Here is a 25,826-nt window from a genome sequence, read left to right on the forward strand (position 1 = left end):
GCTGAACATTTCATAGATTAAAACAGGAGGTGTTTGGCATGCTGAAAACAATGTTTGATATTGTAGTGTACATGTTTGCTACATACGGGTTTATAGTATTTCTGCATGAGTTATTGGTTAGTATTAAACACAGTAGACGATATAAAAATTCCATGATAAGACTAGTGCTGATGGTTAAAAATCAGGGAGAAGTTATTGAAGGAGTTCTAAGGAATGCGCTTCAAAGGGACTTTATCCGGAAACTTATGCCAGATGGCAGACTTACGGTACTGGATATGGGTTCGAGCGACGATACTGTTGATATATTAAAGAAGCTGGAGAAGGATTATGAATATATTGAAGTATTGAAAAAATGTGAAATGGAAAGTGTTTTTGAATCTTTTGATGACAAAGAAGAACAGTATATTGAAGTAGAGCGTATTGAAAAAAATTGAAAAAATACATAATATTATAGAGAAAATGTTGTTGTTTGATTATATATTTCTGATTAATAGTGAGAGGGGGAGTTAGTATGCCAAAATGTTCGTATTACGGAAATGAAGCAAAGCAAAGAATGGTATTGAATACTTATAGTGGTGTGAGTAAAGATAACCTGCAGTTTTATTATTGTAATGAGGAGCACAAGAGGGAAATAGAAAAATTTGCTGAATATGTTAACAAAAATGGGATGAAATTTATTATTTTAATGCTTATTGATTTATTAGTTCTAACAATTGCAGTTCCTGTTGGCTTTGCTCTAAAAAATATTTATGTCAACGCTGTACTAACAATTATACCTCTTGTTATACTAGGTTTTCTTATCAACAAATATCCTTTTGCAACGCCTGATACCAATAGGAAATTAGGTATTAAAAAGGCTGTGAAAATTACTAAAATTATGGGTAAAGTAATAACGATAGGAGCTATTCTTGCAGGAGTTGTATTGGTCATTCTGGAATTTTTACCAAAATAAAATTATGATCCTATAAAAACATATGAGAAATAGACTATCAATTATGAAGTTATTACTGATGGTAGTTTCTACTTTCCCATTGTTTGGATTAAGACCCGTATATTCAAATCTTTTGTAAAAGTAGATACCTGTTCTTTTAAAAGTTAATAGTATGAGATATACTTAATTATAAAAGCTGTGAATTATGTATTAATCAATGCTTTTTTTGTGGATGGAAAAATTAATTTTCAAAGAACAAGGTGTTTATGTTGATTACTTTTGAGGGAATAATTGAAGAAATTATATTTTCAAATGAAATAAACGGTTATACAGTATGCGAGCTTAGAGGTGAAAAGGAGACTATAACAGCCGTTGGATTTATGCCCTTTATCAATGTGGGAGAGATGATTAAGGTGTCAGGGAATTGGATAACTCACCCTGACTATGGAGAGCAGCTTAAAGTTGAACTATATGAAAAAATACTTCCTAAAACCGTTGAAGCTATAGAGACATATCTTGCATCAGGGCTTATAAAGGGAGTAGGTCCGGCGAGTGCAAAGAAGATTGTTAAAAGATTTGGGGAAGATACTATAAATATTATTGAGTTTCATCCCGAGAGATTATCCGAAATAAAGGGCATAAGCCACGAAAAAGCTTTGAGAATCGGACATGCTTATCATGAGCAAAAAGAACTAAGGAATGTAGTAATGTTCTTTCAGGAATACGGTATCAGTCCGACATACTGTGCAAAGATATACCAGATTTATGGCAAAGACACTATAGAAGTAATCCGGAATAATCCATACAAACTATCCGATGAAGCAATAGGCATTAATTTTAAAACTGCCGACAGAATTGCAAAGAGTATCGGTATAGATCCAAAATCGAAATTCAGAATTTGCAGCGGTATAAAATATGTTTTGTCTCATATTGCAATGGACGGGCATACTTTTGCAGAAGAGGACAAGCTGAAAGATTATACATCCAAACTGCTGGACGTAGACTTGGATAATATTAATGACGCTTTAATAAGTTTGTTACTGGACAAATCAATATATATAGAAAGAAACGAGACTTCTTCAAGAGTATATTTAAGTGCTTTTTACAATGCTGAAGCAGGTGTTGCCAGAAAACTTGCCCAACTTTCCAGTGTTAGATTTGAAGGAGATTTAAGCGATTTCGATGAGAAAATATCTGAGGTTCAAAAAAAAGAGGGAATTATACTTACACAAAATCAAAAAGATGCCATAAGAGAAGCTTTGATAAATGGAGTGCTTATTATTACCGGGGGACCGGGTACCGGAAAGACCACTATTATTAAAAGTATAATCAACTTTTTGATAAATGAAGGCTATGAAGTTTTGCTTGCAGCACCAACGGGCAGAGCTGCAAAGAGAATGACAGAAGCCACGGGGTTTGAAGCAAAAACTATTCACAGGCTTTTGGAGATGGGTTATGCCTCAAAGGATGACGAATTGGTGTTTGCAAGAAACGAAGATAATCCTATAGATGCCGATGTTGTTATTATTGACGAGATGTCGATGGTTGACATACTCCTAATGAACCATTTGCTTAAAGCCATTGAAATTGGGACAAGACTGATATTGGTAGGAGATGTGGACCAGCTTCCTTCGGTGGGACCGGGAAAGGTTTTACAGGATTTGATAAATAGTGATGTGATAAAGACGGTCAGATTGAAAGAAATATTCAGACAGGCTGAAGAAAGCTATATAATTGTCAACGCCCACAGAATTAACAATGGAGAGAAGCCTTTATTGAATAATAAGGAGAAGGATTTCTTCTTTGTGACAAGAAATTCGCCGGAAGATATTGTAAAGACCATTGTTGACCTTTGTGTCAGGAGAATACCCTGTGCCTATGGTTTTGAACCTATGAAAGAAATTCAGGTTCTAACCCCTGTAAGAAAAGGACTTGTGGGAGTAGGAAATCTTAATACGGAACTCCAGGCATTGCTGAATCCTAAGGACAAAAGTAAAAAAGAGAAAGTTTTTAGAGATTTCCTTTTCAGAGAAGGCGATAGGGTAATGCAGATAAAAAATAACTATAATCTTAGATGGTGGAAAGATGACGGCAAAGGCAGCGAAGGTGCCGGAGTTTTTAATGGCGACACCGGAATAATCAGAGAAATAGACGACGAAGAACAAAAAATAGTTGTATTTTTTGACGATGATAAAGTAGTGGAATATGACTTCAGTATACTGGACGAGCTGGAGCCTGCTTTTGCTATGACTATTCACAAAAGTCAAGGATCGGAGTTTCCGGTTGTCATAATTCCTATATTTCCGGGGCCTCAGGTTCTGATGACGAGAAATCTGCTTTATACGGCTGTTACAAGGGCTAAAAACCTTGTAGTACTTGTAGGGAATAAAGATTATTTGGATGTAATGATAAATAATGAAAGGGAGACAAACAGAAATTCCGGCCTGGCAGAAAAACTTAGAGTATGTTTTGGTATTTAAATCGATAAAACTGACAAATTTAGAAATATATTTTTGAATAATAAAAATCCAAATTTCATATGTTAGATATAGTAGAAAATAATGAATGGATGTGATGTATTGGACAAGGTAAAAAAACAATTGATAACAGAACTTACTGAAAAGGACAGAAAAACTCTTGACAAGTATATAAAGTATTATTCTAATTTTATAGAGAGTAATACTGCGAAAACCAACGCTATTTATGAAGACAAAGATTTTAAAAAAAATGGATAAAATAGATCATAAAAAATTCTAAAGAAAACAGTTATTGCTTTTTGCAGCAAAATACGAATGATGGCTTCCAAACTTTTTGGAAATGAATTGCATATTGGTTAAATGTACATTAAAGTATTATAATAAAATGTCTTGCAGTATTTATTATTATTGAGTATAATATTTAAGTGCGTCGAAGGAAATTGACCTATTGTAATTTGATAAAAGTTAATTTTTGGTCGTGCTAGATGGGGAGGTAGCGGTGCCCTGTACCTGCAATCCGCTATAGCAGGGTTGAATTCCTGCCTCAGGCATGTTTTTGTATGGTCTGCCCTATGTAAGTGGCAATGAAAATCGGGTCCTGCGCAATGAAAACCCATGAACCCCGTCAGGTTCGGAAGAAAGCAGCGGTAAGTGGGCACTTTCATGTGCCGCGGAAATGCCTGGTTTGAGTTAACTGCATAGGTAACGCTTGTAGGAACTTGTCAAAGGCAGGTGCACGACCATTTAAATTATAAATTAATAATTAATAAATAAAAGGCCATTTGAATGTCGAATCATAAAGCTATTTAAAAGTATTTAAATAGCTTATTTGTATTTTATGTATAATATCGGCGGTTAAGGTAATTTATATTGAACGCATCAGCAAATTAATTAAAATATTCGATGCTAAGATTTTTGCATAATAGTAAAGCCTTTCAAAAAATAACCTGTTCGACACTCATGTCACAAGCCTGTCACATCAAATTTTTTGAAATGGCAACTGCAAAGTTTTTACGATAAAATTGTCTAAATAGAATCGACTTTATAGAGTTTTCATTGTATTATAAAATATAAAATGTTAAAAACTAATTTTTAAAGTTTTTAGCCACAAAAGCGGGAAGTAGGGGTGAAAAAGATGTCTTATTTGGCTCTTTACAGGAAATGGCGTCCAATGGTTTTTGAAGATGTTGTGGAACAGGAGCATGTTGTAAAAACCCTGAAAAATAGTATTTTGGCTGGAAGAATTGCCCATGCCTATTTGTTTTGCGGTACAAGGGGTACAGGTAAGACCACTATGGCTAAAATATTTTCAAGAGCCATTAACTGTTTAAATTCTACAGACGGAGATCCCTGTAATGAATGTGAGATTTGCAAGGGTATACTGAACGGTAGCTTGCTGGATGTGATTGAAATAGATGCGGCCTCAAACAATAGTGTTGATAATGTCAGAGAAATAAGGGATGAAGTGGTATACGCACCTTCGAAAGCCCGATATAAAGTCTATATAATAGACGAGGTTCACATGCTGTCTACCGGTGCGTTCAATGCTCTTCTGAAAACTTTGGAAGAACCTCCAAGTCACGTAGTATTTATTCTTGCTACCACTGAACCTCACAAGCTGCCTGCAACCATATTGTCAAGATGCCAGAGATTTGACTTTAGAAGAATTCCTGTTGAGAGTATTGTAAAAAGAATCAGGTATATTGCGGAAAACAGCGGTGTGAGCATTGAAGAGGAAGGGTTGAGGCTGATAGCCAGAATGTCCGACGGAGCGTTAAGAGACGCTATAAGCATTTTGGATCAGTGTATTTCCCTTGGGAATAAGCATTTGACCTATGAAGATGTGTTGTCCATTGTAGGTATAGTTAATAATACATTTGTTGCAGACGTAGTTGATGCAATTAATGCAAAAGAAGTGGATAGGGTATTGCAGTTTATAAATGTATTGGTTATGGATGGGAAAAACATTACCCAGTTTGTATCGGATTTAATATTATACTACAGAAACCTGTTGATTTGCAGTACAAGCAAGAATCCCGAGGAAATAGTTGAGGCATCAAAAGATATGATAGAAAGGATGAAAGAGCAGTGCAAGAGCCTTTCGCATCTGGAGATAACTTCCATTATTAAAGAGCTGTCAGCACTTGAGAATACTATGAGATGGTCAAACCATGCAAGGATTTTGCTTGAGGTAGCTCTTATAAAACTGTGTGAAACCAAAGTTGATTTAAATGATGCCGGAATGACGGAGAGATTGGACTTTCTTGAAAAGAAAATCAACCACTTGCTTGAAAGCGGAGTTGAGGTGAATTCTAAGAAATCTAAAGATTGCAATGCCGGCGGTAAAAAGGAAGATGACATGGGTGAATCTTCAGCAGATGGTACAAAGTCTGATATAGAAGTTGAAGCCCATCTTGAAAATCTGGCTGGTAATCTGGAAGGTATGGATATATGGAATGATGTATTGAACGATTTAAAGCAAGATGGGAAAATGGCTTTATATTCTTATCTTTTAGATACAAAAGCAATACAGATAAACAATAGAATTGTAGGAATTGTCTTTCCGAAAGGTAGAAGCATTTTTAAAATTAATGTATCAAAAAGCGAAAATGCAGAAATCCTGGAGAATTATATATCAAAGAGATTGGGAAGAGAAATTAGAATTAAATGCCTTGATAGCGAAGAGATTGTTGATAGAGAGGAATCATCAGACAAGGAATATGATGAATTTGTTGAAAAAGCAAAAGCTATTGCAGAAGAACTTAATGCACCTTTGGAAATTGTGGACGAGTAATGCTTGTATGAAAAAGGTATAATGTTTTACTGGTTCAAATTTAATATCTGACTCAATATAATAAAAAAGAGTGGCAATTAGCCATAGTATTAATGTATAATATTTATTGTGTTTCAATTAATTTAAATTAATAATAAGTGGATATAATTTGTAAATAGCTTAACAGCTTACTAAATGAGTATTAAACAGGAGGTAGATTATAAATGGCAAAAGGCGGATTTCCAGGTTTTGGTGCAAATATGAGCAACCTTGTGAAGCAGGCTCAAAAGATGCAGAAAGATATGGAGAGGCTTCAGGAAGAATTGAAAGACAAGACTGTCGAGGCGTCTGCCGGTGGTGGAGCAGTTACAGTTGTTATAACGGGAAGAAAGGAATTGAAGGAAATTATTATCAAACCGGAAGTTGTTGATCCCGATGATGTTGAGATGCTTCAGGACCTTATTGTGGCAGCAGTTAATGAAGCCATGAGAAAAGCTGATGATATGGTTAATTCAGAAATGAACAAGATAACAGGCGGTTTAGGTGGTATTCCCGGACTGTTCTAAAATAAGGATGGATTATAATGAGTGTTTATGCAGCACCTATTGCAAGGCTTATTGAGGAGTTGGAGAAACTTCCCGGAATTGGGCATAAGACAGCACAGAGGCTTGCTTTTCATATATTGAATATGCCTGTGGAAAAGGTTGAAAGACTTGTAAAATCAATTAGTGATGCCAAGTCAAAAACAAAGTATTGCAGCATTTGCGGCAATTTAACTGATAGTGATGTATGTTCGCTGTGTAGTTCTAATAACAGAGACGATTCTTTAATATGTGTCGTTCAGGATGCCCGGGATGTTGCTGCTATGGAAAGAATTAAAGAGTATAAAGGGCTTTATCACGTTTTGCATGGGGCAATATCACCTATGGAAGGTATTGGTCCGGATGACATTAGGATTAAGGAACTTTTAATCAGACTTCAAAATAAGGATGTCAAAGAAGTTATTATCGCTACAAACCCTAATATTGAGGGTGAGGCAACTGCAATGTATATATCGAAGCTGCTAAAACCTTTGGGAATTAAAACGACAAGGATTGCCCACGGTGTACCTGTAGGCGGAGACTTGGAATATGCCGATGAAGTTACGTTGGCAAAGGCTTTAGAGGGAAGAAGAGAGATATAAATCAGTTGTAATACGTTGTCTACATCAAATAAACTCCTTTCATTTTTCAAATGTATGAAACGGGGTAAATAAAGTAGTATTAGAAAACATGGTTTATTAGGGAGAAGAAAAGCCCTGTAGGCCATGTTTTTTTATGTATTAGTTTTAAGGGATAAGGAACAAGGAATAAGGCTAAAAGCCAGAAAAATCAATGGATTGGAAGATTGAATGGAAAAGAAAATGGAATGAAAAATGGGTAAAATCTCTCCTTAACCCTTCCCCCTTAACCCTCAATACTAAAAGCACTTTATTTTCATTTTTTGCCCTAAAAATTGAGGAATGAAAGGACTTTAGGAAGTTGTATAACTCTAAAAAACTCGTGTCACGAATAAAAAAGTCGTGTTAAAAATAAAAAAGTTGTGTTAAGAATCATGGTGAAAATAGGGTAGAAAACCTTATTGGAGCCATGATTTTTGTTTTAGGATGAGTAGGGTTAAGGGGTAAGGTATAAGGTTAAAAGTATTGATTTTATTGGATTTGAATAGAGTATTGATGAAAGATATTGATTAAAACTTTTCCCTTTTCTCTTGATACTTATCCCTATTTATGACACGACTTTTTTATCTAAAATGAGAGTAAAAATAGGAAATTATTAGGAGAAAAGAACAAGGAAAGTGGGTGATTTTTGACATGACTTTTTTATATGGAAGAGATTAGGAAAATAGGGTTAAGGCGAGAAGGTGCAAGGGTTTGAGGAGGATGGGGGTTTGACATGAGTTTTTTATTTGTATACATAGTTAGGATTAAGTTTTATTCTAAAAAGGGTTAAGGGATAAGGGGAAAAATAAAAAAGTTGTGTTAGAGATAAAAAACTTGTGTTAAAAATAATAAAGTCGTGTCAAATAGATAATAAAGTTGTGTTAGATAATTCAATGCATAATAGTTAAAAATAGGAAAGCCTCTTAACAAAGAAGAAAAGAAAATGAACTTCTAAAATTATATATTTCTTTATACAAGAATAGAGATGCAATTATGTTACTTGCCTTTAAATAAATAAGTCTTAAACCTTGAATCCTAATAGACTTTTCTTCCCGTTGTATATCGTATTATCTTTTTTTATTTCTATAGATGATAGAACGATAATTAAAAAATAGAAAAGTACTTTCATAAGTGGCAAAGTTGTATTTAAATAAAAATAGAGTTATGTTATATTAAGGTCATAACAAGTAGTATATTACGGATAACAAAGTTATTATAAATTTATTACAATATCTAAGAAATGCAAAAATGATAAAAACCAAAATAGCGAAAGAATTAGAAGGATGTGTGATTATGTTCAGGGAAATGAGAAGAAAGAAACAATTATTATCCAAAGAAAAGACAATTGAGATTCTAAAGTCATGCACTTCTGGAGTTTTAGGTGTAGTTGGCGACGATGGTTACCCGTATACTGTTCCAGTAAGTTACGCTTTAAAAGACGATAAAATATTTATTCATAGCGCAAAAGAAGGGCATAAGATTGACAGTATAAAAAGGAATGATAAGGTGTCATTTTGTGTAATAGGAAAAGACGAAGTAATACAAAAAACTTTTACTACTCATTTTAGAAGTGTTTCTATCTTTGGCAGAGCAAGGATTCTTACAGACGACTCTGAGAAACGCTATGCTCTCGAAAGTTTAATTGAAAAATATTCGCCTGACTATATTGAAGAAGGACAGCAGGAAATCGAAAGAGCATGGGATAGAGTATGTTTAATTGAAGTCAAAATCGAACATATGACAGGTAAAGCCGCTATAGAAATTATTAATAGTAGGAAGTAAACTATTTACTTTATTCTTTTAATGTTGAACATCAATAAAAAATTGCGAAGTAAAGAATATTAATATAATCAATAAAGGGCATGTTCATAATGGTTGGAGTAGAAATTGATATGGTTGTAACAGACAGTTTGAAAGCATTGGCATTATACGAAAAAATATTTGATATCAAACGTGTTGAGGTATCGGATTTCCTAAAGGTGAAAATGAAGTCATTTTTACACTATATGGAGTACGCTTTCACATGTTGGATGAAAACCCAAGATTCGGGTTAGCAGCACCAAATCCAGATAAACCTAATACAATTTGGTTTAACATATCAGTCCCTGACATTAAAGAAACATTTTCAAAGGCGATTAGCGCAGGTTGTACAGAGGTTCAGCCAGTGACTGAAATGCCTGATTACGGAGTATCAAATGCTATATTTGTTGACGTTTTCGGCTATCAATGGATGCTGCATCAAATACACAAAGAAGTGAGTTATGAAGAACGCATTCGGCTTTGGGAGGAAAAAAGGGATAATTAAGAATTAGTGCATTACAAGAATATTATACATCATTAATAATGGGGGATTGTTTTGAAGAGAGGAAATTTAACTTTTGTTTTTCTTGTCATATGGTGCATTTTGGTGCTTACCTACTTTACAATCTGGAAAAATAACTGGTTTATTCTGATTTCAACCAATGCACTTCTGCTTCTAAAACTATATTTAGATTATAAACATAGTTAGGACTAAGTTTTACTCTAAAAAGGGCAAAGGGATAAGGAATAAAATAAAAAATTATGTCAGAGATAAAAAACTCGTATTTATAAAAAAGTTGTGCTAATAAATTTAATTTATAATAGTAATTGCAATCAAGGATTAGAAGACCGTGTGAAAACCTATTCTTCCGCAGCAGGCTCTTTGGGGTGATATAAATCTATATTATTAAGAATTGAACATAATATTGCGTCAGTAACTATTATGGGGGTATGAAGGTGGAAGATTATAATGTTGTGAAAAATGATTTTAATGAAATATCAGAACTTGATGACCCAAAATGGAATCATAATAACTGTTATTTCAAACAACTCATGAAACTTATTCCAGATAATGCTAATACTTGCCTTGACATCGGCTGCGGTAAAGGTGAACTCTCATTTATGCTGTCCCAAAAATCTAAAAGAGTAATAGCAGTTGACCTTGCAGATAAGATGATTGAAAGGGCAAAGATTTTACATGCAAATAAAAACATAGAGTATATTTGCGGAAACATTCTTGATATGAAATTTGAAAACAATAGCCTTGATGTCATTATAACAACAGCCACAGCACATCATTTTCCTTATGAGTGGCTTCTTAGTTTTGCAAAGGATAAACTTAAAAAAGGCGGTAAACTCATTATATTAGACCTTGTAAAAGCAAAATCATTAACTGATTATATTATATGGGGCAGTGCCTTTTTTCCTAACATAGTAATGAATTTTATAAAAAATGGCAGGCTTAAAAAAGACGATGAACATGCAAAAGAAGTTTGGGAAAGGCATGGTAGACATGATACTTATATGACGATGGATGAAATAAGGTCATTAGCAAATAAACATATACCGACAGCAAAAATTCAAAGAAAACTTTTTTGGAGATATTTATTGGTATGGCAAAAGTAACTTGCATACTTAAATAGTCTCATAAAAAAAGGATTTGAAATAACAGGAGTTGTTGAACCAGAGCCTGCAGAGAATATGCTTAATACAGTACCTGGAATGTTAGATGAACTACGTAGGCCAATGATGCTGCTTGTATTCGGCAAAGAAGAAGCGAAGAAGAACATATATAAGTGATAAATACTGGTATAGGAGTTTATATCATGAAAAAAGAAATTCCCGACAAAAACCTATTTATGATGTGTAAAAAATTGAATACCTGTGCTCTTGCTGAGTTGCCAAATGGATATCATGTAAGAACTTGTAGAAGGAATGAATTAGATATATGGAAAAAGATGCCTTTTGATGATGAAAAGACTGCTGAGCAATATAGCGACTATATGACGAAATATTTCAATGATGTTTATGCAAGCAAAGAAGATTTGTTTTTTAATAAGTGTTTATTTGTTTGTGATAAAAATGATACTCCTATCGGGACGTGTTTTGCATGGAAGGCATACGATAGAATTACTACGATACATTGGTTTAAAGTTGTGAAAGAATACGAAGGATTGGGCATTGGAAGGGCACTGCTTTCCGTTGTTATGAAAAGTATTCCAAAGGATGAATATCCTGTTTTTCTTCATACACAGCCATCCAGTTTCCGAGCAATAAAACTGTATTCCGATTTTGGGTTTGCTTTACTAACAGACCCAGTAATCGGGTATAGACAAAATGATTTGGAAGAATGTTTGCCTATTTTAAAGACTTACATGTTTAAAGAGGATTTTGAAAAGTTACAGTTTGCACAGGCTCCTGAGAATTTTCTTAAAGCAGTAAAATCAACATGTATAAATGAGTTTTAACAGAAGGCATTATCTGAAGGGTAATAAAATTGATTGTAGGTCCTAATTATTTAGTAGTATTGTTAAATAGGTTTTGTTCGGTAAATTATGAAAAAACATAAGTAAAGTTGGGGAAATTTGATGCGAAGAGTTATGATTATTGGTTCTGGAGGTTCTGGAAAGTCAACTCTTGCCAGACAGTTAGGTAAAATATTAAATATTGAAGTGTTCCATCTTGACGCAATACACTGGAAACCAGGATGGGTTGAGACGCCTTTAGATGAATGGAAAGCAATCATTGATGAACTAACAAAGAAAGAAACTTGGATTATAGACGGAAATTATGGCGATTGTACGATGGAAACCCGCATTCAAGCAGCAGATACAATCATTTTTTTGGACTTTCCAAGAGTAGTTTGCTTATTTAGGATAATAAAAAGATGGCTCCAAAATATTAATAAAGTAAGACCCGATATGGGGAAAGGATGCGCGGAAAAAATTGATTGGAAATTCTTAAAATGGATTTAGACATATCCTGATTCAAAACGGCCAGAAATCTTGAATAAAATTAATGCGTATAAGTCAAATAAAAATGTTATTGTACTGCATAATACTAAAGAAGTAAAACAGTTTTTAAAGCAGTTAGCATGAAATAAAGTTTCACAGGATAGAAAGTGCTGAGATTCTGCCAATATGTTTATTATCGAATATCCATTTACTAATTATATATTTCTTGATACAAGAATAGGAACACAATTATACTACACATAACAGGCTTCTACTCCTGCTTATGTTGCATTTTCTTTTATCAGATTTCTATAAAGAAAATGAAATTATATTATACTAAGGTCATAATAGTAGAATAAGGTGAATTAAAATAAGTATTTTAAGGGGGCGATATCATGGTTTATGATACAAAGAAAATTATAGATACATTAATAAGTAATATTTCAGAATTGAGTGAAGTTCAATCAATCGGAATAAGTGGTAGTAAGACTTCTCTTCCAAGGGCAGGAGAAGGGGATATTGATATTTTTATATATTGCGATATGATACCTAATCTTGAAAAAAGACAAGCCATAATAAATCAGTTGGGTAACCAGATACAGGAAAGTAAAATAAATATCTTTGAAGGGGGACATTGGGGAATAGGAGATTTCGTGCTTGTAAACGGTATTGAAACTTGGTTAATGTATTTTACAGTAAACGAAACCTTAACTGATGTAGAATCTATACTCAATGGCGAATATCCAGATAAATTGGATAATTACTACTATCCAATAGGGCGATGTGCCATGTTGAAAAATATCAATGTTTTATGCGATAAAAGCAATTTTTTAGATGACTTAAAAAAAAGATTATCCAATTACCCAGATAAATTAAGAAAGATACTTATACAATATCATTTAGATGAACTTGAAGATACCGAAGATTTACAACGTGCTGTAGCCAGAAAAGATGTACTGTTTTATCATTTTGCAATGGATATAGCAATTGACCATTTCCTTCAAGCGTTATTTGCTATTAATAGAACCTATTTTCCAAGCCGAAAAAGAACACTTGATTTTATTGAAATCTTCAATATTAAACCCGAAAGATGTAATGAAAAATTATTAGAAGTTATTAAGTTAGGTAGTTTTTCAGAAGGAATTAATCAATCTTTTACAATATGGAGCAACATGGTTAATGAACTAAAGAAATTGAGTAATATTTAGTGTAATTAATTCGCCATCTTCATATTTTGTGTCTAAACTGTATTATTATACGAAATAAAATCTTCATAAAAAATACTGCTAATAATGATATACATATATATGGGTACGATGATTAAACCTTCGAGGTGAGTATAGATGAAAATACTGAACTTAATTTGTAAAAGGACAAATTGTTATCTCCTTGAATCCAGTTGCGGATGGATAATGATAGATACTGATTTTCCTGGTACTCTTTATCGGCTTATGAACTTATTGAATCAGCATAATATCAAAATAAGTGATATCAAATATTTAATTGTAACACATTTCCATCCGGACCATGCTGGGATTGCTCAAGACTTAAAGAATTTAGGAATAAGATTAATTTTACATGAATGTCAGGTTGCTTTTGTAGACAATTTAAACAACTTTTACAAAAAGAATAATCAATTTAATTTTACAGATATTCTACCTGAGGGTAATATCGTAATTTCCAGCAAAGAAAGTAGAGACTTCCTCAAAAGTATGGGAATAGAAGGGGAAATAATCCAAACGCCTGGTCATACAGATGATAGCATAAGCCTCACTATTGATGGATGTTGTGCATTCACAGGCGACCTTCCGGAATTCAGTCTTATGGAAGCCTATAACGACCAAACAATCAAAAACAGTTGGAAATTAATAAAGGATTATAAAATAACAAAAATATTTCCAGGTCATGGAAACCCGTACACAATAATTTAGTGTACACCGATGTTGATAGTAAGATATTTTGGCTAAAAGAGAGGTTAATTAAAGTGGTTTTGTGGGGAATCTTCATCAGCGCTTTTTTAATAGGCTTTTCAGGAGCAATGATGCCTGGGCCTATGTTGGGGGTTACAATTGACGGCAGTCTTAAAAAGGGGTGGACAGCAGGCCCTTTGACAGTATTAGGGCATGGAATACTGGAATTTATATTAATTGTCATCATGACATTCGGGCTTAAAGATTTCTTTTCTAATCCGACAGTTGCAGGATTTATTGGATTTTTTGGCGGTGCTTTTCTTGCATGGATGGGCTATGGAATGATAAAATCTGGTATTAATAAATCAGTTTCTTTGGAGAGCCAAAGAGCAGGGAATAGTGCCGGAGTGAGGAATCTTGCATTAGCGGGAGCGCTTGTAAGTGCTACCAATCCGTATTTTATTCTCTGGTGGGCGTCAACAGGTATAGAATCAATACGCCAGTCTTATACTTCAGGGTTAATTGGTGTTTTGTTCTTTTTCATAGGGCATATCCTATCGGACTTTGTATGGTATACAGCAATATCCACGGCATTTTCCAGAGGAAAGAAACTGATAAGTGATACCCTATATCGATGGATAATTATATTGTTAGGCATATTTATTGTAGCATTTTCAATCTATTTTATAGGCAGTGGCTGGAAGATGCTATTAGGGGCGATAGAGTGAGAAAAAAGATAGGTATATAGTTCGAATTAGCATTTGTATATATAACTGTTTTAACTATTGCTGGATTTATGACAAATAGAAAGGGGTAATTATAATGAATCAAAACAAATACGATGATGATGTCTTTTTCAATAAATATAGCAACATGAACCGTTCAAAAAATGGTCTTGAAGGTGCGGGGGAGTGGCATGAACTAAAAAAGATGATGCCTAACTTCAAAGATAAAAGGGTTTTAGATTTAGGCTGCGGGTTTGGATGGCATTGTCGCTATGCTGTAGAGAACGGTGCAAAGTCAGTAATTGGAATTGATATTTCACAAAAGATGTTAAGTGAGGCAAAGAATAAAACGAAATATGGGAATATCGAGTATATCTGTATGCCAATAGAGGACATAGATTTTCCTGAAGAATCCTTTGAGGTTGTTATCAGTTCCCTGGCTCTTCACTATATTAAATCCTTTGAGGATGTTTTAGATAGAGTATATAAATGCCTTTCAAGGGGTGGAGATTTTGTATTTTCTATAGAGCATCCCATTTTTACAGCGCAAGGCCCTCAGGATTGGTATTATGATGATAAGGGTAATATTCTGCATTGGCCAGTTGACCATTATTTTACGGAAGGTATTCGTAATGCTAAATTTTTAGGTGAAGAAGTTATTAAATATCACCGAACACTTACTACATACTTAAATAGTCTCATAAAAATAGGATTTGAAATAACAGGGGTTGTTGAGCCTGAACCTGAAGAAAATATGCTCAACACAGTACCTGGAATGTTGGATGAACTGCGCCGACCAATGATGCTGCTTGTGTCTGCAAGAAAGAAGTGATATTAGAATGAAATGAAGGCAGAGGTGAAGTGCTGTGATGGTAGAAAATATTTTGAATCAAATCAGCAGAGAATTGGAAGGCATACCAGGTATTATAGGTATAGTTTTAGGAGGTTCAAGAGCAAGAGGTACCCATCATGAAAAGTCCGACATAGATATTGGAATATACTATGATGAAACAGAGGGCTTTGATATCAGAGAATTAGGCAAGGTTGCTGCAAAACTAGATGATGAGCATAGAGAAAATTTAATTACGCAAATAGGTGGGTGGGGTCCTTGGGTAAATGCAGGTGGATGGCTTGTTATTCAAGAATATCATGTAGATTTTATATTACGTGACATAAAAAGGGTGTCTCAGGTTATTGATGATTGTTTGGCAGGAAAAGTATCTGCTCATTACCAAACTGGTCATCCCCATGCATATTTAAATGTAATGTATATGGGCGAAATTTCCGTTTGCAAAATACTTGTTGACCCTAGGGGTAAAATTTCAGAATTAAAATCCAGAACCAAGCCATATCCTCAAACTTTAAAAGATGCAATAGTTCAATATTTTATGTTTGAGGCCTCCTTTTCCTTAATGTTTGCTGAGGATAATGTCGATAAGGATGACATTTATTATGTATGTGGACATTGTTTCAGAAGTATTTCTTGCTTAAATCAAGTTTTATTTGCTTTGAATGAAGAATACTGCATTAATGAGAAAAAAGCGGTCAGGATGATTGATGGCTTTTTTATAAAGCCCAGGGATTATAAAAATAGAATAGATAAGATTATTACATTACTTTCCGCTGATAGAGATACTACAAGAGAAGGGATAAATATGCTTAAGGAACTTATTTCTGAAACAGAAATCCTTCTTGTTAAGTAATAAAATCATTTTGTATAGAACTTATATTACGAACTACAAGCGAGAAATTAAGAAGGAGAAACCTATAATGAAAGCAGAGATTAACCTTATTACAATTTGGACAGATAAAATTGACAGGATGAGAAATTTTTATAATCAAGTCCTTGGATTTAGAATTAAAAATGACCTTGGCAATTATGTTGAATTTGAAAATAATGGAGTAAGATTTGCTATATGTATGAGAAATGTTATGTATTCATATAGTGATGAGTATAGGAAAAAAGTAGTTGGTCAGGCTTTTGAATTGGCCTTTCCATGTGAAAATCCTGATGATGTAGATGAAGCATTTAAAAAGTTAGTTACGATGGGAGCAACTCCTGTTCATCAACCTCAAAATATGCCCTGGAATCGAAGAACAGCATTATTTGCAGACCCAGATGGCAATATACATGAAATTTTTTCAGAGATTATTTAGGTCAAAACTTTCTATAGAAATATGTATTAAGAGGTTATACATACTTGTGTGGGAGTAATAATTTGGAAAAGCATGAGTTTGGAATAATAGATTCTTTTGAAGAAAACAAATGGTATAGTGACTATGAACCTGAAAAATATAATTGTATTTCTGTCAACGACGATTTAGTTGAAGAATTAATTATAAAGTATAATGAAGAATTAATGGCAATAAAGACATATTTTCAGGTTACAACCCAACCAGGTGTAGGATTAGATTATTGTGGTGTAACGCTTATCCCTCCAGAATCTCTTAAGCAATTTAGAGATGTTATTATAAAGGCAAATAGCCATTATCAATCGCAGGAACTTAAATTGCTTATTGAAAAGGTATCTGATGCAATTATTAAAAATAAGTATTTAATTCACTATGGAATATAGTATTTTTTATATAAGAATATGAATATACAGATGAAAAGGGGGAGTATCATGTTTGAATATATAAAATTGCAAAGAACAATGTGTTTTGGGACTTGCCCTGTTTATAGTGTTATGGTAGATAAAGAGGGTAATGTAAATTATTATGGAGAAATGTTTGTATATAAGAGCGGAGAGCATTATTGGAAGATATCAGAGAAAAAAGTAAATCAGTTAAATGACTTGATTGGGGATTTTGGGTTTAAGTCTTTTATATATGAGCCAGGGGATGAGTTTATTACAGACCGTCCTTCTTGCATCACCACAGTAAAGTATTCTAATGGAGAAACCAAAGAAATTGACCACTATTATGGACATATTTCGATAGATGATAGTCTGACAGCATTTGAAAATAAGATAGAAAGAATTATAGGCACAAAAAAATATGTAAATCCAACGTTGTACATATACTTTGTTGAAGAAAAGATTTTAAAGCCATCAATAAGATACATGGTTATTTCTGCTACGGAAAAAGAAGCAATATCTCTAGTAGAAAAAGACTGCACTAATCAAGAAGCATTAAAATGGAAAACCAGGAAGATTGGTGTTGCTACAGATGATTATTATGAACCGCTAATACTTATGAGAGAGTTTAAGTACAGTAATGAGAATTTATAGGAAGATATGAAAATCGGGAAAAAATATGATATAATATATAATGATATATAAAAGCCAAGGTGAGCCAACACTTTGACTTTAGTAATGTTTTTTTGGTTATATAGGCCTATTAGGATTTTTGAGGATGCTTTGGAGATTTGGCAGTCTTTACAAGGCATTTTTTTCTTACTGTCTGTATAAGTTATGTCTTACTCATTTAAAAAAATCTTTTTAAGTGAATCTTAGGTGTTTTTGGTCTATTCAAAACTTGTGATGCTGCGCAATTATTTTCTCAGATAGTCCATTACGGTATTGTATCCACTGGTCTTTTGAATTAAATTAAGACAAAAAGGACTATGCATTTATTGACAAAAGCAAAAATTAGCATTATTATATGAGTATAAATGAATATAATCATATGGTGGTGATAAATTGGATTTAATAGAAATCTTTAAAGCGTTGGGAGATGAAAACAGAATTAGAATACTCAATTTGCTAATAAGACAGGAACTCTGTGTGTGCGAGATAGAAACAGTGCTGGATATGACGCAGTCTAATGCTTCAAGGCATCTAAATAAATTAAAAACTTCAGGTATTATAACCAGTGAAAAGAAATCGCAATGGGTCTATTACAGAGTTGATAACGATTTTATTAAAGAAAATGACCTACTGTATGAATTTATTAAAAATAAGTTGGCTGAAAATACACAATTGCAAAGAGATATAGAAAGACTTAAAAAATATAAAAATAGTAACTTTACATGTGAGCAACTGCGGGAAGATAAAAGTCAGGTTCTTAAGTATCTTCGAGAGCAGTGCAAAAACAATTGATAAAATTATAAAAATAGAAAATATGATTTTAGTTATTTTTCTGTAAAAATTTAAATTAGTCACTATATGATTATAACAGAATATAATCATATAGTAAAAACAAGATAATTCAAATGGACTGGGGGCATAAAACATGAGTAGCAAAGAAGCAATGCAAGAAAAAAAAGGATTAGGTTTTTTCGAAAAGTACCTTACACTGTGGGTAGCAGCATGTATTATAGTAGGAGTTGCCATAGGACGATTAATTCCTGTAATCCCTGAAACTTTAAGCAAATTTGAATATGCAAATGTATCAATTCCTGTTGCTATTCTCATATGGCTAATGATATACCCAATGATGCTGAAAATTGATTTTTCAAGCATTGTCAGGGCAACAAAAAAACCGAAGGGACTAATAGTTACTTGTGTAACAAACTGGCTTATCAAGCCTTTTACAATGTATCTTATAGCAGCGTTTTTCTTAAAAGTGGTATTCAGCAGGTGGATTGGTTCGGATTTGGCGACAGACTATCTTGCAGGTGCAGTATTATTAGGAGCCGCACCATGTACCGCTATGGTGTTCGTATGGAGTTATTTGACAAAAGGCGACCCTGCTTATACATTAGTGCAGGTAGCAGTGAATGACCTGATTATATTGTTTGCATTTACACCAATTGTCGCATTCCTGTTAGGTGTAAGTAATGTAAGCGTTCCTTATGACACACTGGTATTATCAACAATCCTGTTTGTTGTTATTCCATTGGTAGGAGGGTACCTTACTAGAAGGAACATCATCAAACATAAGGGCATAGAGTATTTCGAGAACATTTTTCTCAAGAAATTTGATAATGTAACTATCGTAGGTTTACTTCTCACTTTAGTAATTATTTTCTCGTTCCAGGGTGAAATAATTTTAAGTAATCCCTTGCATATTATATTAATTGCTATACCATTAATTATCCTGACATTCTTTATATTCTTCATTGCTTATGGATGGGCAAAGGTATGGAAACTTCCCCATGATATAGCGGCTCCTGCGGGAATGATTGGAGCAAGCAATTTCTTTGAACTTGCAGTTGCAGTGGCAATTTCACTCTTTGGCCTGGAATCTGGAGCCGCTCTTGCAACAGTTGTAGGAGTATTGGTTGAAGTCCCGGTCATGCTTACGTTGGTCATGATTGCAAATAATACAAGGCATTGGTTTCAATAAACTTATAAAAAAAGGTGGTATCGAATGAAAAAGAAGGTTGCATTTGTGTGTGTCCACAACTCTTGTCGTTCTCAAATGGCAGAAGGTTGGGCAAAGAAAATGGGAAGTGACGTATTGGAAGCATACTCGGCAGGGACAGAAAATTACCCTGAAGTAAAACCACTGGCAGTACAGGTAATGGAAGAAGCAGGAGTGGATATGAGCGGCCATTATCCGAAACTATTAAGCGATATTCCAGCGGAAGTAGATATTTTAATAACGATGGGATGTAATGTAGAATGCCCTTATATACCATGCCAACATAGAGAAGATTGGGGACTTAGTGACCCGTCAGGCGGACCAATAGAAGATTACAGAAGAACAAGAGATATAATTAAGGAAAAAGTCGAGGATTTAGTACAGAGAGTAAAGAACAATCAGATTTGATAAGCGTAATGTAATTAGTAAAATAAGAAAAGCGCAGTGAAGTTGAAAAGTGTAAACATGTTGGAAAATATCATTAAGTGTGCAAGGGGTAAGGGGGATGTTTTCATATGAACATATTAGCCATGATATTCGGTTGGTTAAACGACCAACTGTTAAAAATGAGATGGCTTTCAGAACTGGTAAGACTTCTTGTGGAGAAAGTATTTGGTTTGTCTGTTAGCGAAAGAATAGGTGGAAGTATTCACTTTTTTATATATGATACAATAAAAATATTTATATTATTATCACTATTAATATTTGTCATATCCTATATCCAGAGTTATTTTCCGCCAGAGAGGACAAAGAAGATTCTCGGAAAGATAAAAGGCATTAAAGGGAATATACTTGGTGCACTGCTTGGTACCATAACTCCATTTTGCAGTTGCTCCAGCATACCGATTTTTATCGGTTTCACATCTGCTGGCTTGCCTTTAGGCATAACCTTTTCTTTCTTAATATCTTCGCCAATGGTGGATTTGGCGTCATTAATGTTGTTAATTTCATTTTTCGGTCCTAAAATTGCCATAGCCTATGTTGTTGTAGGCTTGATTTTGGCGGTTATCGGAGGAACTTTGATTGACAAGTTGGGACTTGAAAAATATGTAGAAGGATATGTAAGAGAAATCGAAAATGTTGATGCCGAAGTGCCTGAAATGACCCGCAAGGAAAGAATATCTTATGCAAAGGAACAGGTCAGGGATATTATCCAGAGAGTATGGCTATATGTATTAATCGGTGTTGGAATAGGGGCAGCCATTCATAACTGGATTCCTCAGTCAATCATAGAAAATGTGGTTGGAGGCAATAATCCATTTGCAGTGTTGCTTGCTACTGTAGTGGGCATTCCAATGTATGCTGATATATTCGGCACTCTGCCTATAGCCGAAGCATTATTTGCAAAAGGAGTAGGCGTGGGAACGGTATTGTCATTTATGATGGCGGTAACAGCCTTGTCGCTGCCTTCCATGATTATGCTCAGCAAGGTAGTAAAGCCTAAACTTTTAGCAATCTTTGTATCCATTGTATCAGCAGGAATTATTATCATTGGATATTTATTTAATGCTTTTTCATATATTTTTGTGTAAGCAGGTTTGATAAAAGAGTAGGGGTTTATCTATGTGTTTCAAAAGAGGTTTAAACGTAGGGGAAGGTGTGCTTAAACATGGGAAATTATATTCTTTATGCTGTTACGCTAATATTGTTAGTAATATCTTTTCTCAAAGATGAGAGCAAAACAAAGAATGCTCTAAAGAAAGCCTGGAAGTCATTTGAAAATATATTGCCAGAATTCCTTGGAGTCATTATGCTGGTAGGGATACTGCTTGCCGTACTTAACCCTCAAGTCATATCTGCTGTCATAGGAGCAGAATCAGGATGGTTTGGCGTTATTCTTGCAGCCTTGGTTGGAGCAGTTACCCTTATTCCAGGGTTTGTGGCATTCCCTACTGCTGCCATGCTTCTTCAAAATGGTGCAGGGTATATGCAGATTGGAGCCTTCGTTTCTACACTTATGATGGTAGGGATTGTTACGGCTCCCGTAGAGATGAAATACTTTGGTAAAAAACTTACAATTGCAAGAAATGTTTTAGCGTTTATATTCTCTTTCCTGGTAGCATATATAATTGGGAAGGTGGTGGGCGGTATATGAAGTTGATAAAAAGATATAGGTTCTTTTTAGTCACTATCGGGATTATAGGGATTATTACTTTGATAAATAGAAGCATTGGGCTAAAAGCCATTGGTGTTGCAGGGTATAGTTTTAAGGAAATGGCTCTTGTCATCCCTCCTGTATTTATTCTTTTAGGATTACTGGATGTATGGGTTCCGAGAGAAACGATGGTGAAATACATGGGAGAAGGTTCAGGGATAAAAGGCGTAATCCTGTCCATCATTTTAGGCTCTGCAGCAGCAGGCCCTCTTTATGGGGCATTCCCAGTGGCGGCAGTTTTTATGAAAAAAGGTGCAAAATTCAGCAATATACTGATATTCATTGGAGCATGGTCCACTACAAAGATACCAATGTTTTTATTTGAAATATCAGCATTGGGTGCTAGATTTGCTGTAACAAGACTGGTGGTTGATATTCCTGGAATAATTCTTATAGCCTATATACTGTCCCAATTAATCCCAAATGAAGAGATAAGGGAAATATATCGGAAAGTTGAAAATATGTGATATTTGTAAAGGAGAGGGTTTAAATGTCAAAGAACTGGTATCCAGTAATTAACTATGAAAATTGTATTGAGTGCGGGGCATGCTTTAACAAGTGCTCACATGGGGTTTACAAGAAAGAAGGTGAACGGCCTGTAGTGGTATATCCTGAAGGCTGTGTTGATGGATGCAGAGGATGTCAAAAACTATGTCCTTCAGGTGCAATAGAGTATGTTGGCGACACAGGTGGAAAGGATAATTGCAGTTGCGGATGCTGCTGCTAAATTTCGGGGGAGGTGGAAGGTGTGAGGCCAGTTATTTTAAAGGAGAAGTGTTCTGCACAGGCCAATATCTGCAAAGCGATAAATGCATGTCCTAATCATGCAATAAGTTATGTCGAGGATGATGATGAACCTTTAGGTGGCAGAATTGAAATTGACCATGCAAAATGTACAGCGTGTGGAACCTGTGCAAAGGAATGTTGTGGAATGGCGATAATAATGGAATGAAAAAATATCAGTTGATGAAGGAGGATTTTACTATGGTAATTAAAGTTTTAGGTTCAGGATGTGCTAATTGCAAGAAATTAGAAGCCAATGTCAGAGAGGCTGTAAAAGAACTAGGGATTGAAGCCACTATTGAAAAAGTACAGGACTTCAAAGATATTATGGCCTATGGTGTAATGAAAACACCCGCTCTTGTAGTGGATGAACAGGTAAAAGTGATGGGAAGAGTTCCGTCAGTAGAAGATATTAAAAAATACTTGTAAATCACATCATTTAACATTTTTAAAGGTAGTGGATTTGGAACATTGATTAATGGCCAGATATTAAATGTTTTTGGTATTGGTCAGATATTTGCTGTTGCAGGAGCAGTGATGTTTGTAGTTGCTTTTATCGCAGCGAAAGTCGTACTGAAAGTGCATCGACCTTAAACCGCGTCTTAAAGGGGGTATGAGCCATTAAGTATGATATTATTGCTTTATGGAAAGAGTTAAGTTCCAGCCTGAAAACCTTTATCCGCAAAAAGGTGGCAAATGAGCAAGATGCGGAAGATATCCTTCAGGATGTATTTTTAAAAATATATTCTAATATAAACCAGGTAAAGGATAATGACAGAATATATGCGTGGGTGTACCGAATAACAAGAAATTTGATTGTCGATTATTACAGAAAAAAAAGAGATACTGCTGAATTTTCGGATTTGCCTGATGAGATAAAAACCGATAATGATGAAGAAGAAATAATAAATGGATTGGTTTTATGCCTGAAAAATATGATTGACAGCCTTCCAGATAAATATAAGCAGGCTATCATGCTAACAGAATTAGGCGGTTTGACACAAAAAGAACTGGCTCAAAAACTCGGTATGTCAATATCAGGGGCTAAATCGAGAGTTCAGCGTGGGAGAAATCTGTTAAAAGAGAAGTTTTTTGAGTGCTGTAAGTTTCAATTCGATGTGTATGGGAATATTGTTGAATATCAGCATAAAGAAAATAGTTGTAAATATTGCTGAAACATATATGTATTTTGCGTCCTTTTTAAAAAACCTCCGTCTATAAAAGTGAAGTTAAATTTTATGATGGAGGTTTTATTATGGGATGTTGTGAAACTCAAAGGAATAACACCTGCTGTAGTACAATTTGCGGGTGTGAAGATGAAATTCATAGTACTGAAAAGAGGAAAATTGTGATTGATTTTATGTATTTGGATTTAAGCATATGTACGAGATGCCAGGGTACGGAGGACAGTCTTGAAGAAGCAATTGCGGATGTTGCTAAAGTGCTTGAATTAACAGGCGCCGAAGTTGTTGTAAATAAAATTCATATTGATAGTAAGGAAAAGGCCATACAGTACCGGTTTGAGAGTTCACCTACTATCCGTATTAATGGAAAGGATATACAACTGGAAATAAAAGAATCTCTTTGTGAATCGTGTGGTGATTTATGTGGAGATGAAGTGGCCTGTCGGGTATGGGTGTACAAAGGTAAAGAATACAATGTCCCTCCAAAAGCAATGATAATTGATGCAATACTTAGAGAAATATACAGTAACAACGAATTGTCAGGGAATGGTAAACAAAGTAAAGAAAAGGAATATGAGATTCCTGAAAATCTCAAGAGATTTTTTGACTCTATGGGCCAAAAAGATGTATGAATATTTAAAATGTAATTTAGGAATATATATAAGGTAAAGCAATTTGTTTATAAACCTTACAGTAAATGTGGATATATACCTCATTTGCTGTAAGGTTTTCTATTTTACATTATCCATATAAAACTTTCATGAATAAATGGCATTTGACAATAACATAATATGGATGTATAATGTAATTGGCATATGACAAAAACAAAAGGAGTGTTTAAAGTGTCTAACTGTGAAAATTGTCCTACAAAAGAGGATTGTAAAACAAAAGAGGGATGCATGATAGAAAACAATCCTTATAACTTTGTAAAGAAAATAATCGGTGTTATGAGTGGGAAGGGAGGTGTTGGCAAATCAACGGTATCTGCTCTTATTGCAGAAGAATTAAATAAAAAAGGTTATAAAGTAGGTGTCCTGGATGCGGATATAACAGGACCGAGTATTCCAAGGCTTCTTAAAGTAAAAGACAAGAAAGTCCAGTCAAATGAACTGGGAATTTTACCAGTGGCAACTGAAAATGGAATAAAGGTAATGTCGCTGAACTTATTGATGGAAGAGGAGGAGCAGCCTGTTATATGGCGAGGGCCTTTAATTGCAGGGACAGTAAAGCAATTCTGGACGGATGTTTTCTGGGGAGACCTTGACTATTTGGTCATTGATATGCCTCCAGGAACGGGAGATGTTGCGCTGACGGTGATGCAGTCCATTCCCATCAATGGAATTGTAATGGTGTCTGTACCCCAGGATTTAGTGTCTATGATAGTCGCAAAAGCAGTGAATATGGTTAAAACAATGAACATTAAGGTTATTGGTGTAGTAGAAAATATGAGTTATATTATATGCCCTGATTGCAACAAAAAAATCAGAATATTTGGTAGTGAAAACACAGAAGAGTTTTTAAGCAAATTAGACTTAAAACTTCTTGGGGAATTGCCTATGTGTAGTGATATAGCCAATCTTTCCGAGAAAGATAAAACAATACAAAATGCATCATTGGATGAAACAGTAAGCATTATTATCGAAAGGATAATGCTTTCAGTCAATGAAAACAAATAAAAAGATAATT

The 25,826-nt window shown here is 34.4% G+C and carries 30 protein-coding genes, 1 other RNA gene and 3 pseudogenes; all 34 read left to right on the plus strand.

Annotation, left to right across the window (positions count from 1 at the left end; genetic code table 11):
* The first annotated feature begins 38 nt into the window (after positions 1-38).
* Entirely contained in the window at positions 39-434 is a 396-nt protein-coding gene (locus CLOCL_RS00635; RefSeq protein ID WP_014253522.1) for a glycosyltransferase family 2 protein, read from the plus strand.
* A gap of 77 nt (positions 435-511) precedes the next feature.
* On the plus strand, positions 512-952 hold the full coding sequence (locus CLOCL_RS00640; protein ID WP_014253523.1) for a hypothetical protein: 441 nt from the start codon (positions 512-514) through the stop codon (positions 950-952).
* Positions 953-1,200: 248 nt separating this feature from the next.
* A complete protein-coding gene (gene recD2, locus CLOCL_RS00645; protein WP_041714799.1) occupies positions 1,201-3,411 on the plus strand; it encodes an SF1B family DNA helicase RecD2 in 2,211 nt (736 codons plus the stop codon).
* Between the two features lie 99 nt (positions 3,412-3,510).
* Positions 3,511-3,666 (plus strand): hypothetical protein, encoded by a 156-nt coding sequence (locus tag CLOCL_RS22345; RefSeq protein ID WP_169313362.1) that lies wholly within the window; start codon positions 3,511-3,513, stop codon positions 3,664-3,666.
* Between the two features lie 218 nt (positions 3,667-3,884).
* Positions 3,885-4,148, plus strand: an RNA gene (gene ffs, locus CLOCL_RS21385) — signal recognition particle sRNA large type.
* Positions 4,149-4,543: 395 nt separating this feature from the next.
* Positions 4,544-6,202 carry a DNA polymerase III subunit gamma/tau gene (gene dnaX, locus CLOCL_RS00650; RefSeq protein WP_014253526.1) on the plus strand — a complete coding sequence of 553 codons (1,659 nt, stop codon included), beginning with the start codon at positions 4,544-4,546 and terminating at the stop codon, positions 6,200-6,202.
* A gap of 203 nt (positions 6,203-6,405) precedes the next feature.
* A complete protein-coding gene (locus CLOCL_RS00655; protein WP_014253527.1) occupies positions 6,406-6,747 on the plus strand; it encodes a YbaB/EbfC family nucleoid-associated protein in 342 nt (113 codons plus the stop codon).
* A 17-nt stretch (positions 6,748-6,764) separates the two neighbouring features.
* The gene (gene recR / locus CLOCL_RS00660; protein WP_014253528.1) at positions 6,765-7,364 is read left to right on the plus strand and encodes a recombination mediator RecR; all 600 of its coding nucleotides are present in this window, start codon (positions 6,765-6,767) and stop codon (positions 7,362-7,364) included.
* 1,311 nt (positions 7,365-8,675) lie between these two features.
* Positions 8,676-9,164, plus strand: a complete 489-nt coding sequence (locus CLOCL_RS00665; RefSeq protein WP_014253529.1) for a pyridoxamine 5'-phosphate oxidase family protein — start codon at positions 8,676-8,678, stop codon at positions 9,162-9,164.
* Positions 9,165-9,253: 89 nt separating this feature from the next.
* Positions 9,254-9,687: pseudogene (locus CLOCL_RS23880) on the plus strand (VOC family protein).
* A gap of 446 nt (positions 9,688-10,133) precedes the next feature.
* Positions 10,134-10,808, plus strand: a complete 675-nt coding sequence (locus CLOCL_RS00675) for a class I SAM-dependent methyltransferase (RefSeq protein WP_245532825.1) — start codon at positions 10,134-10,136, stop codon at positions 10,806-10,808.
* 6 nt (positions 10,809-10,814) lie between these two features.
* A pseudogene (locus CLOCL_RS23885) lies at positions 10,815-10,982 on the plus strand (class I SAM-dependent methyltransferase); the annotation flags it as partial.
* A 26-nt stretch (positions 10,983-11,008) separates the two neighbouring features.
* Positions 11,009-11,650, plus strand: a complete 642-nt coding sequence (locus CLOCL_RS00680) for a GNAT family N-acetyltransferase (protein ID WP_014253531.1) — start codon at positions 11,009-11,011, stop codon at positions 11,648-11,650.
* Positions 11,651-11,770: 120 nt separating this feature from the next.
* Positions 11,771-12,280: pseudogene (locus tag CLOCL_RS00685) on the plus strand (DNA topology modulation protein).
* A 251-nt stretch (positions 12,281-12,531) separates the two neighbouring features.
* Positions 12,532-13,344, plus strand: a complete 813-nt coding sequence (locus CLOCL_RS00690; RefSeq protein ID WP_014253532.1) for a DUF4037 domain-containing protein — start codon at positions 12,532-12,534, stop codon at positions 13,342-13,344.
* A 135-nt stretch (positions 13,345-13,479) separates the two neighbouring features.
* Positions 13,480-14,067, plus strand: coding sequence for an MBL fold metallo-hydrolase (locus tag CLOCL_RS00695; protein ID WP_014253533.1), 588 nt, complete (start codon positions 13,480-13,482; stop codon positions 14,065-14,067).
* A 53-nt stretch (positions 14,068-14,120) separates the two neighbouring features.
* Positions 14,121-14,774: a LysE family transporter gene (locus CLOCL_RS00700; RefSeq protein WP_041714802.1), complete on the plus strand. Its 654-nt coding sequence runs from the start codon at positions 14,121-14,123 to the stop codon at positions 14,772-14,774.
* A gap of 94 nt (positions 14,775-14,868) precedes the next feature.
* Positions 14,869-15,603 (plus strand): class I SAM-dependent methyltransferase, encoded by a 735-nt coding sequence (locus CLOCL_RS00705; RefSeq protein WP_014253535.1) that lies wholly within the window; start codon positions 14,869-14,871, stop codon positions 15,601-15,603.
* A 37-nt stretch (positions 15,604-15,640) separates the two neighbouring features.
* A complete protein-coding gene (locus tag CLOCL_RS00710) occupies positions 15,641-16,474 on the plus strand; it encodes a nucleotidyltransferase domain-containing protein (RefSeq protein WP_041714804.1) in 834 nt (277 codons plus the stop codon).
* A gap of 67 nt (positions 16,475-16,541) precedes the next feature.
* Entirely contained in the window at positions 16,542-16,928 is a 387-nt protein-coding gene (locus CLOCL_RS00715) for a VOC family protein (protein WP_014253537.1), read from the plus strand.
* A gap of 62 nt (positions 16,929-16,990) precedes the next feature.
* Positions 16,991-17,347 carry a hypothetical protein gene (locus CLOCL_RS00720; protein WP_014253538.1) on the plus strand — a complete coding sequence of 119 codons (357 nt, stop codon included), beginning with the start codon at positions 16,991-16,993 and terminating at the stop codon, positions 17,345-17,347.
* Positions 17,348-17,395: 48 nt separating this feature from the next.
* Positions 17,396-18,001 (plus strand): DUF6438 domain-containing protein, encoded by a 606-nt coding sequence (locus CLOCL_RS00725; RefSeq protein WP_014253539.1) that lies wholly within the window; start codon positions 17,396-17,398, stop codon positions 17,999-18,001.
* Positions 18,002-18,412: 411 nt separating this feature from the next.
* Positions 18,413-18,811: an ArsR/SmtB family transcription factor gene (locus tag CLOCL_RS00730; protein ID WP_014253540.1), complete on the plus strand. Its 399-nt coding sequence runs from the start codon at positions 18,413-18,415 to the stop codon at positions 18,809-18,811.
* Positions 18,812-18,944: 133 nt separating this feature from the next.
* Positions 18,945-20,000: an ACR3 family arsenite efflux transporter gene (arsB, locus tag CLOCL_RS00735; protein ID WP_014253541.1), complete on the plus strand. Its 1,056-nt coding sequence runs from the start codon at positions 18,945-18,947 to the stop codon at positions 19,998-20,000.
* Positions 20,001-20,024: 24 nt separating this feature from the next.
* A complete protein-coding gene (locus CLOCL_RS00740; RefSeq protein WP_014253542.1) occupies positions 20,025-20,426 on the plus strand; it encodes an arsenate reductase ArsC in 402 nt (133 codons plus the stop codon).
* A gap of 107 nt (positions 20,427-20,533) precedes the next feature.
* Positions 20,534-21,550, plus strand: coding sequence for a permease (locus tag CLOCL_RS00745; protein WP_014253543.1), 1,017 nt, complete (start codon positions 20,534-20,536; stop codon positions 21,548-21,550).
* A gap of 77 nt (positions 21,551-21,627) precedes the next feature.
* Positions 21,628-22,113 carry a permease gene (locus tag CLOCL_RS00750; RefSeq protein ID WP_014253544.1) on the plus strand — a complete coding sequence of 162 codons (486 nt, stop codon included), beginning with the start codon at positions 21,628-21,630 and terminating at the stop codon, positions 22,111-22,113.
* Positions 22,110-22,640 (plus strand): permease, encoded by a 531-nt coding sequence (locus tag CLOCL_RS00755; RefSeq protein ID WP_014253545.1) that lies wholly within the window; start codon positions 22,110-22,112, stop codon positions 22,638-22,640. Before CLOCL_RS00750 ends, CLOCL_RS00755 begins: the two co-directional genes overlap by 4 nt.
* Before the next feature lie 23 nt (positions 22,641-22,663).
* The gene (locus tag CLOCL_RS00760; protein ID WP_014253546.1) at positions 22,664-22,900 is read left to right on the plus strand and encodes an ATP-binding protein; all 237 of its coding nucleotides are present in this window, start codon (positions 22,664-22,666) and stop codon (positions 22,898-22,900) included.
* A 21-nt stretch (positions 22,901-22,921) separates the two neighbouring features.
* On the plus strand, positions 22,922-23,125 hold the full coding sequence (locus CLOCL_RS00765; RefSeq protein ID WP_041714807.1) for a 4Fe-4S dicluster domain-containing protein: 204 nt from the start codon (positions 22,922-22,924) through the stop codon (positions 23,123-23,125).
* Positions 23,126-23,157: 32 nt separating this feature from the next.
* The gene (locus tag CLOCL_RS00770) at positions 23,158-23,385 is read left to right on the plus strand and encodes a thioredoxin family protein (RefSeq protein WP_014253547.1); all 228 of its coding nucleotides are present in this window, start codon (positions 23,158-23,160) and stop codon (positions 23,383-23,385) included.
* A 206-nt stretch (positions 23,386-23,591) separates the two neighbouring features.
* A complete protein-coding gene (gene sigZ, locus CLOCL_RS00775; protein WP_207636334.1) occupies positions 23,592-24,131 on the plus strand; it encodes an RNA polymerase sigma factor SigZ in 540 nt (179 codons plus the stop codon).
* An 80-nt stretch (positions 24,132-24,211) separates the two neighbouring features.
* Positions 24,212-24,772 carry a DUF2703 domain-containing protein gene (locus CLOCL_RS00780; RefSeq protein WP_014253548.1) on the plus strand — a complete coding sequence of 187 codons (561 nt, stop codon included), beginning with the start codon at positions 24,212-24,214 and terminating at the stop codon, positions 24,770-24,772.
* A gap of 210 nt (positions 24,773-24,982) precedes the next feature.
* Positions 24,983-25,816, plus strand: coding sequence for an Mrp/NBP35 family ATP-binding protein (locus CLOCL_RS00785; RefSeq protein WP_014253549.1), 834 nt, complete (start codon positions 24,983-24,985; stop codon positions 25,814-25,816).
* Positions 25,817-25,826 lie beyond the last annotated feature (10 nt).

Origin of the sequence: Acetivibrio clariflavus DSM 19732 (genome assembly GCF_000237085.1) — a bacterium.
Lineage (GTDB): Bacteria > Bacillota > Clostridia > Acetivibrionales > Acetivibrionaceae > Acetivibrio > Acetivibrio clariflavus.

Bases quoted from the DNA above. Each gene is read 5' to 3' on its own strand.
- CLOCL_RS00740 (WP_014253542.1), top strand. From the start codon at position 20,025: ATGAAAAAGAAGGTTGCATTTGTGTGTGTCCACAACTCTTGTCGTTCT.
- dnaX (WP_014253526.1), top strand. From the start codon at position 4,544: ATGTCTTATTTGGCTCTTTACAGGAAATGGCGTCCAATGGTTTTTGAA.
- CLOCL_RS00780 (WP_014253548.1), top strand. From the start codon at position 24,212: ATGGGATGTTGTGAAACTCAAAGGAATAACACCTGCTGTAGTACAATT.
- CLOCL_RS00635 (WP_014253522.1), top strand. From the start codon at position 39: ATGCTGAAAACAATGTTTGATATTGTAGTGTACATGTTTGCTACATAC.
- CLOCL_RS00675 (WP_245532825.1), top strand. From the start codon at position 10,134: ATGAAGGTGGAAGATTATAATGTTGTGAAAAATGATTTTAATGAAATA.
- CLOCL_RS00770 (WP_014253547.1), top strand. From the start codon at position 23,158: ATGGTAATTAAAGTTTTAGGTTCAGGATGTGCTAATTGCAAGAAATTA.
- CLOCL_RS00690 (WP_014253532.1), top strand. From the start codon at position 12,532: ATGGTTTATGATACAAAGAAAATTATAGATACATTAATAAGTAATATT.
- CLOCL_RS00695 (WP_014253533.1), top strand. From the start codon at position 13,480: ATGAAAATACTGAACTTAATTTGTAAAAGGACAAATTGTTATCTCCTT.
- CLOCL_RS00745 (WP_014253543.1), top strand. From the start codon at position 20,534: ATGAACATATTAGCCATGATATTCGGTTGGTTAAACGACCAACTGTTA.
- CLOCL_RS00760 (WP_014253546.1), top strand. From the start codon at position 22,664: ATGTCAAAGAACTGGTATCCAGTAATTAACTATGAAAATTGTATTGAG.
- CLOCL_RS00755 (WP_014253545.1), top strand. From the start codon at position 22,110: ATGAAGTTGATAAAAAGATATAGGTTCTTTTTAGTCACTATCGGGATT.
- CLOCL_RS00710 (WP_041714804.1), top strand. From the start codon at position 15,641: ATGGTAGAAAATATTTTGAATCAAATCAGCAGAGAATTGGAAGGCATA.
- CLOCL_RS00655 (WP_014253527.1), top strand. From the start codon at position 6,406: ATGGCAAAAGGCGGATTTCCAGGTTTTGGTGCAAATATGAGCAACCTT.
- CLOCL_RS00705 (WP_014253535.1), top strand. From the start codon at position 14,869: ATGAATCAAAACAAATACGATGATGATGTCTTTTTCAATAAATATAGC.
- CLOCL_RS00725 (WP_014253539.1), top strand. From the start codon at position 17,396: ATGTTTGAATATATAAAATTGCAAAGAACAATGTGTTTTGGGACTTGC.
- CLOCL_RS00640 (WP_014253523.1), top strand. From the start codon at position 512: ATGCCAAAATGTTCGTATTACGGAAATGAAGCAAAGCAAAGAATGGTA.
- CLOCL_RS00715 (WP_014253537.1), top strand. From the start codon at position 16,542: ATGAAAGCAGAGATTAACCTTATTACAATTTGGACAGATAAAATTGAC.
- CLOCL_RS00750 (WP_014253544.1), top strand. From the start codon at position 21,628: ATGGGAAATTATATTCTTTATGCTGTTACGCTAATATTGTTAGTAATA.
- arsB (WP_014253541.1), top strand. From the start codon at position 18,945: ATGAGTAGCAAAGAAGCAATGCAAGAAAAAAAAGGATTAGGTTTTTTC.
- CLOCL_RS00680 (WP_014253531.1), top strand. From the start codon at position 11,009: ATGAAAAAAGAAATTCCCGACAAAAACCTATTTATGATGTGTAAAAAA.
- CLOCL_RS00665 (WP_014253529.1), top strand. From the start codon at position 8,676: ATGTTCAGGGAAATGAGAAGAAAGAAACAATTATTATCCAAAGAAAAG.
- recR (WP_014253528.1), top strand. From the start codon at position 6,765: ATGAGTGTTTATGCAGCACCTATTGCAAGGCTTATTGAGGAGTTGGAG.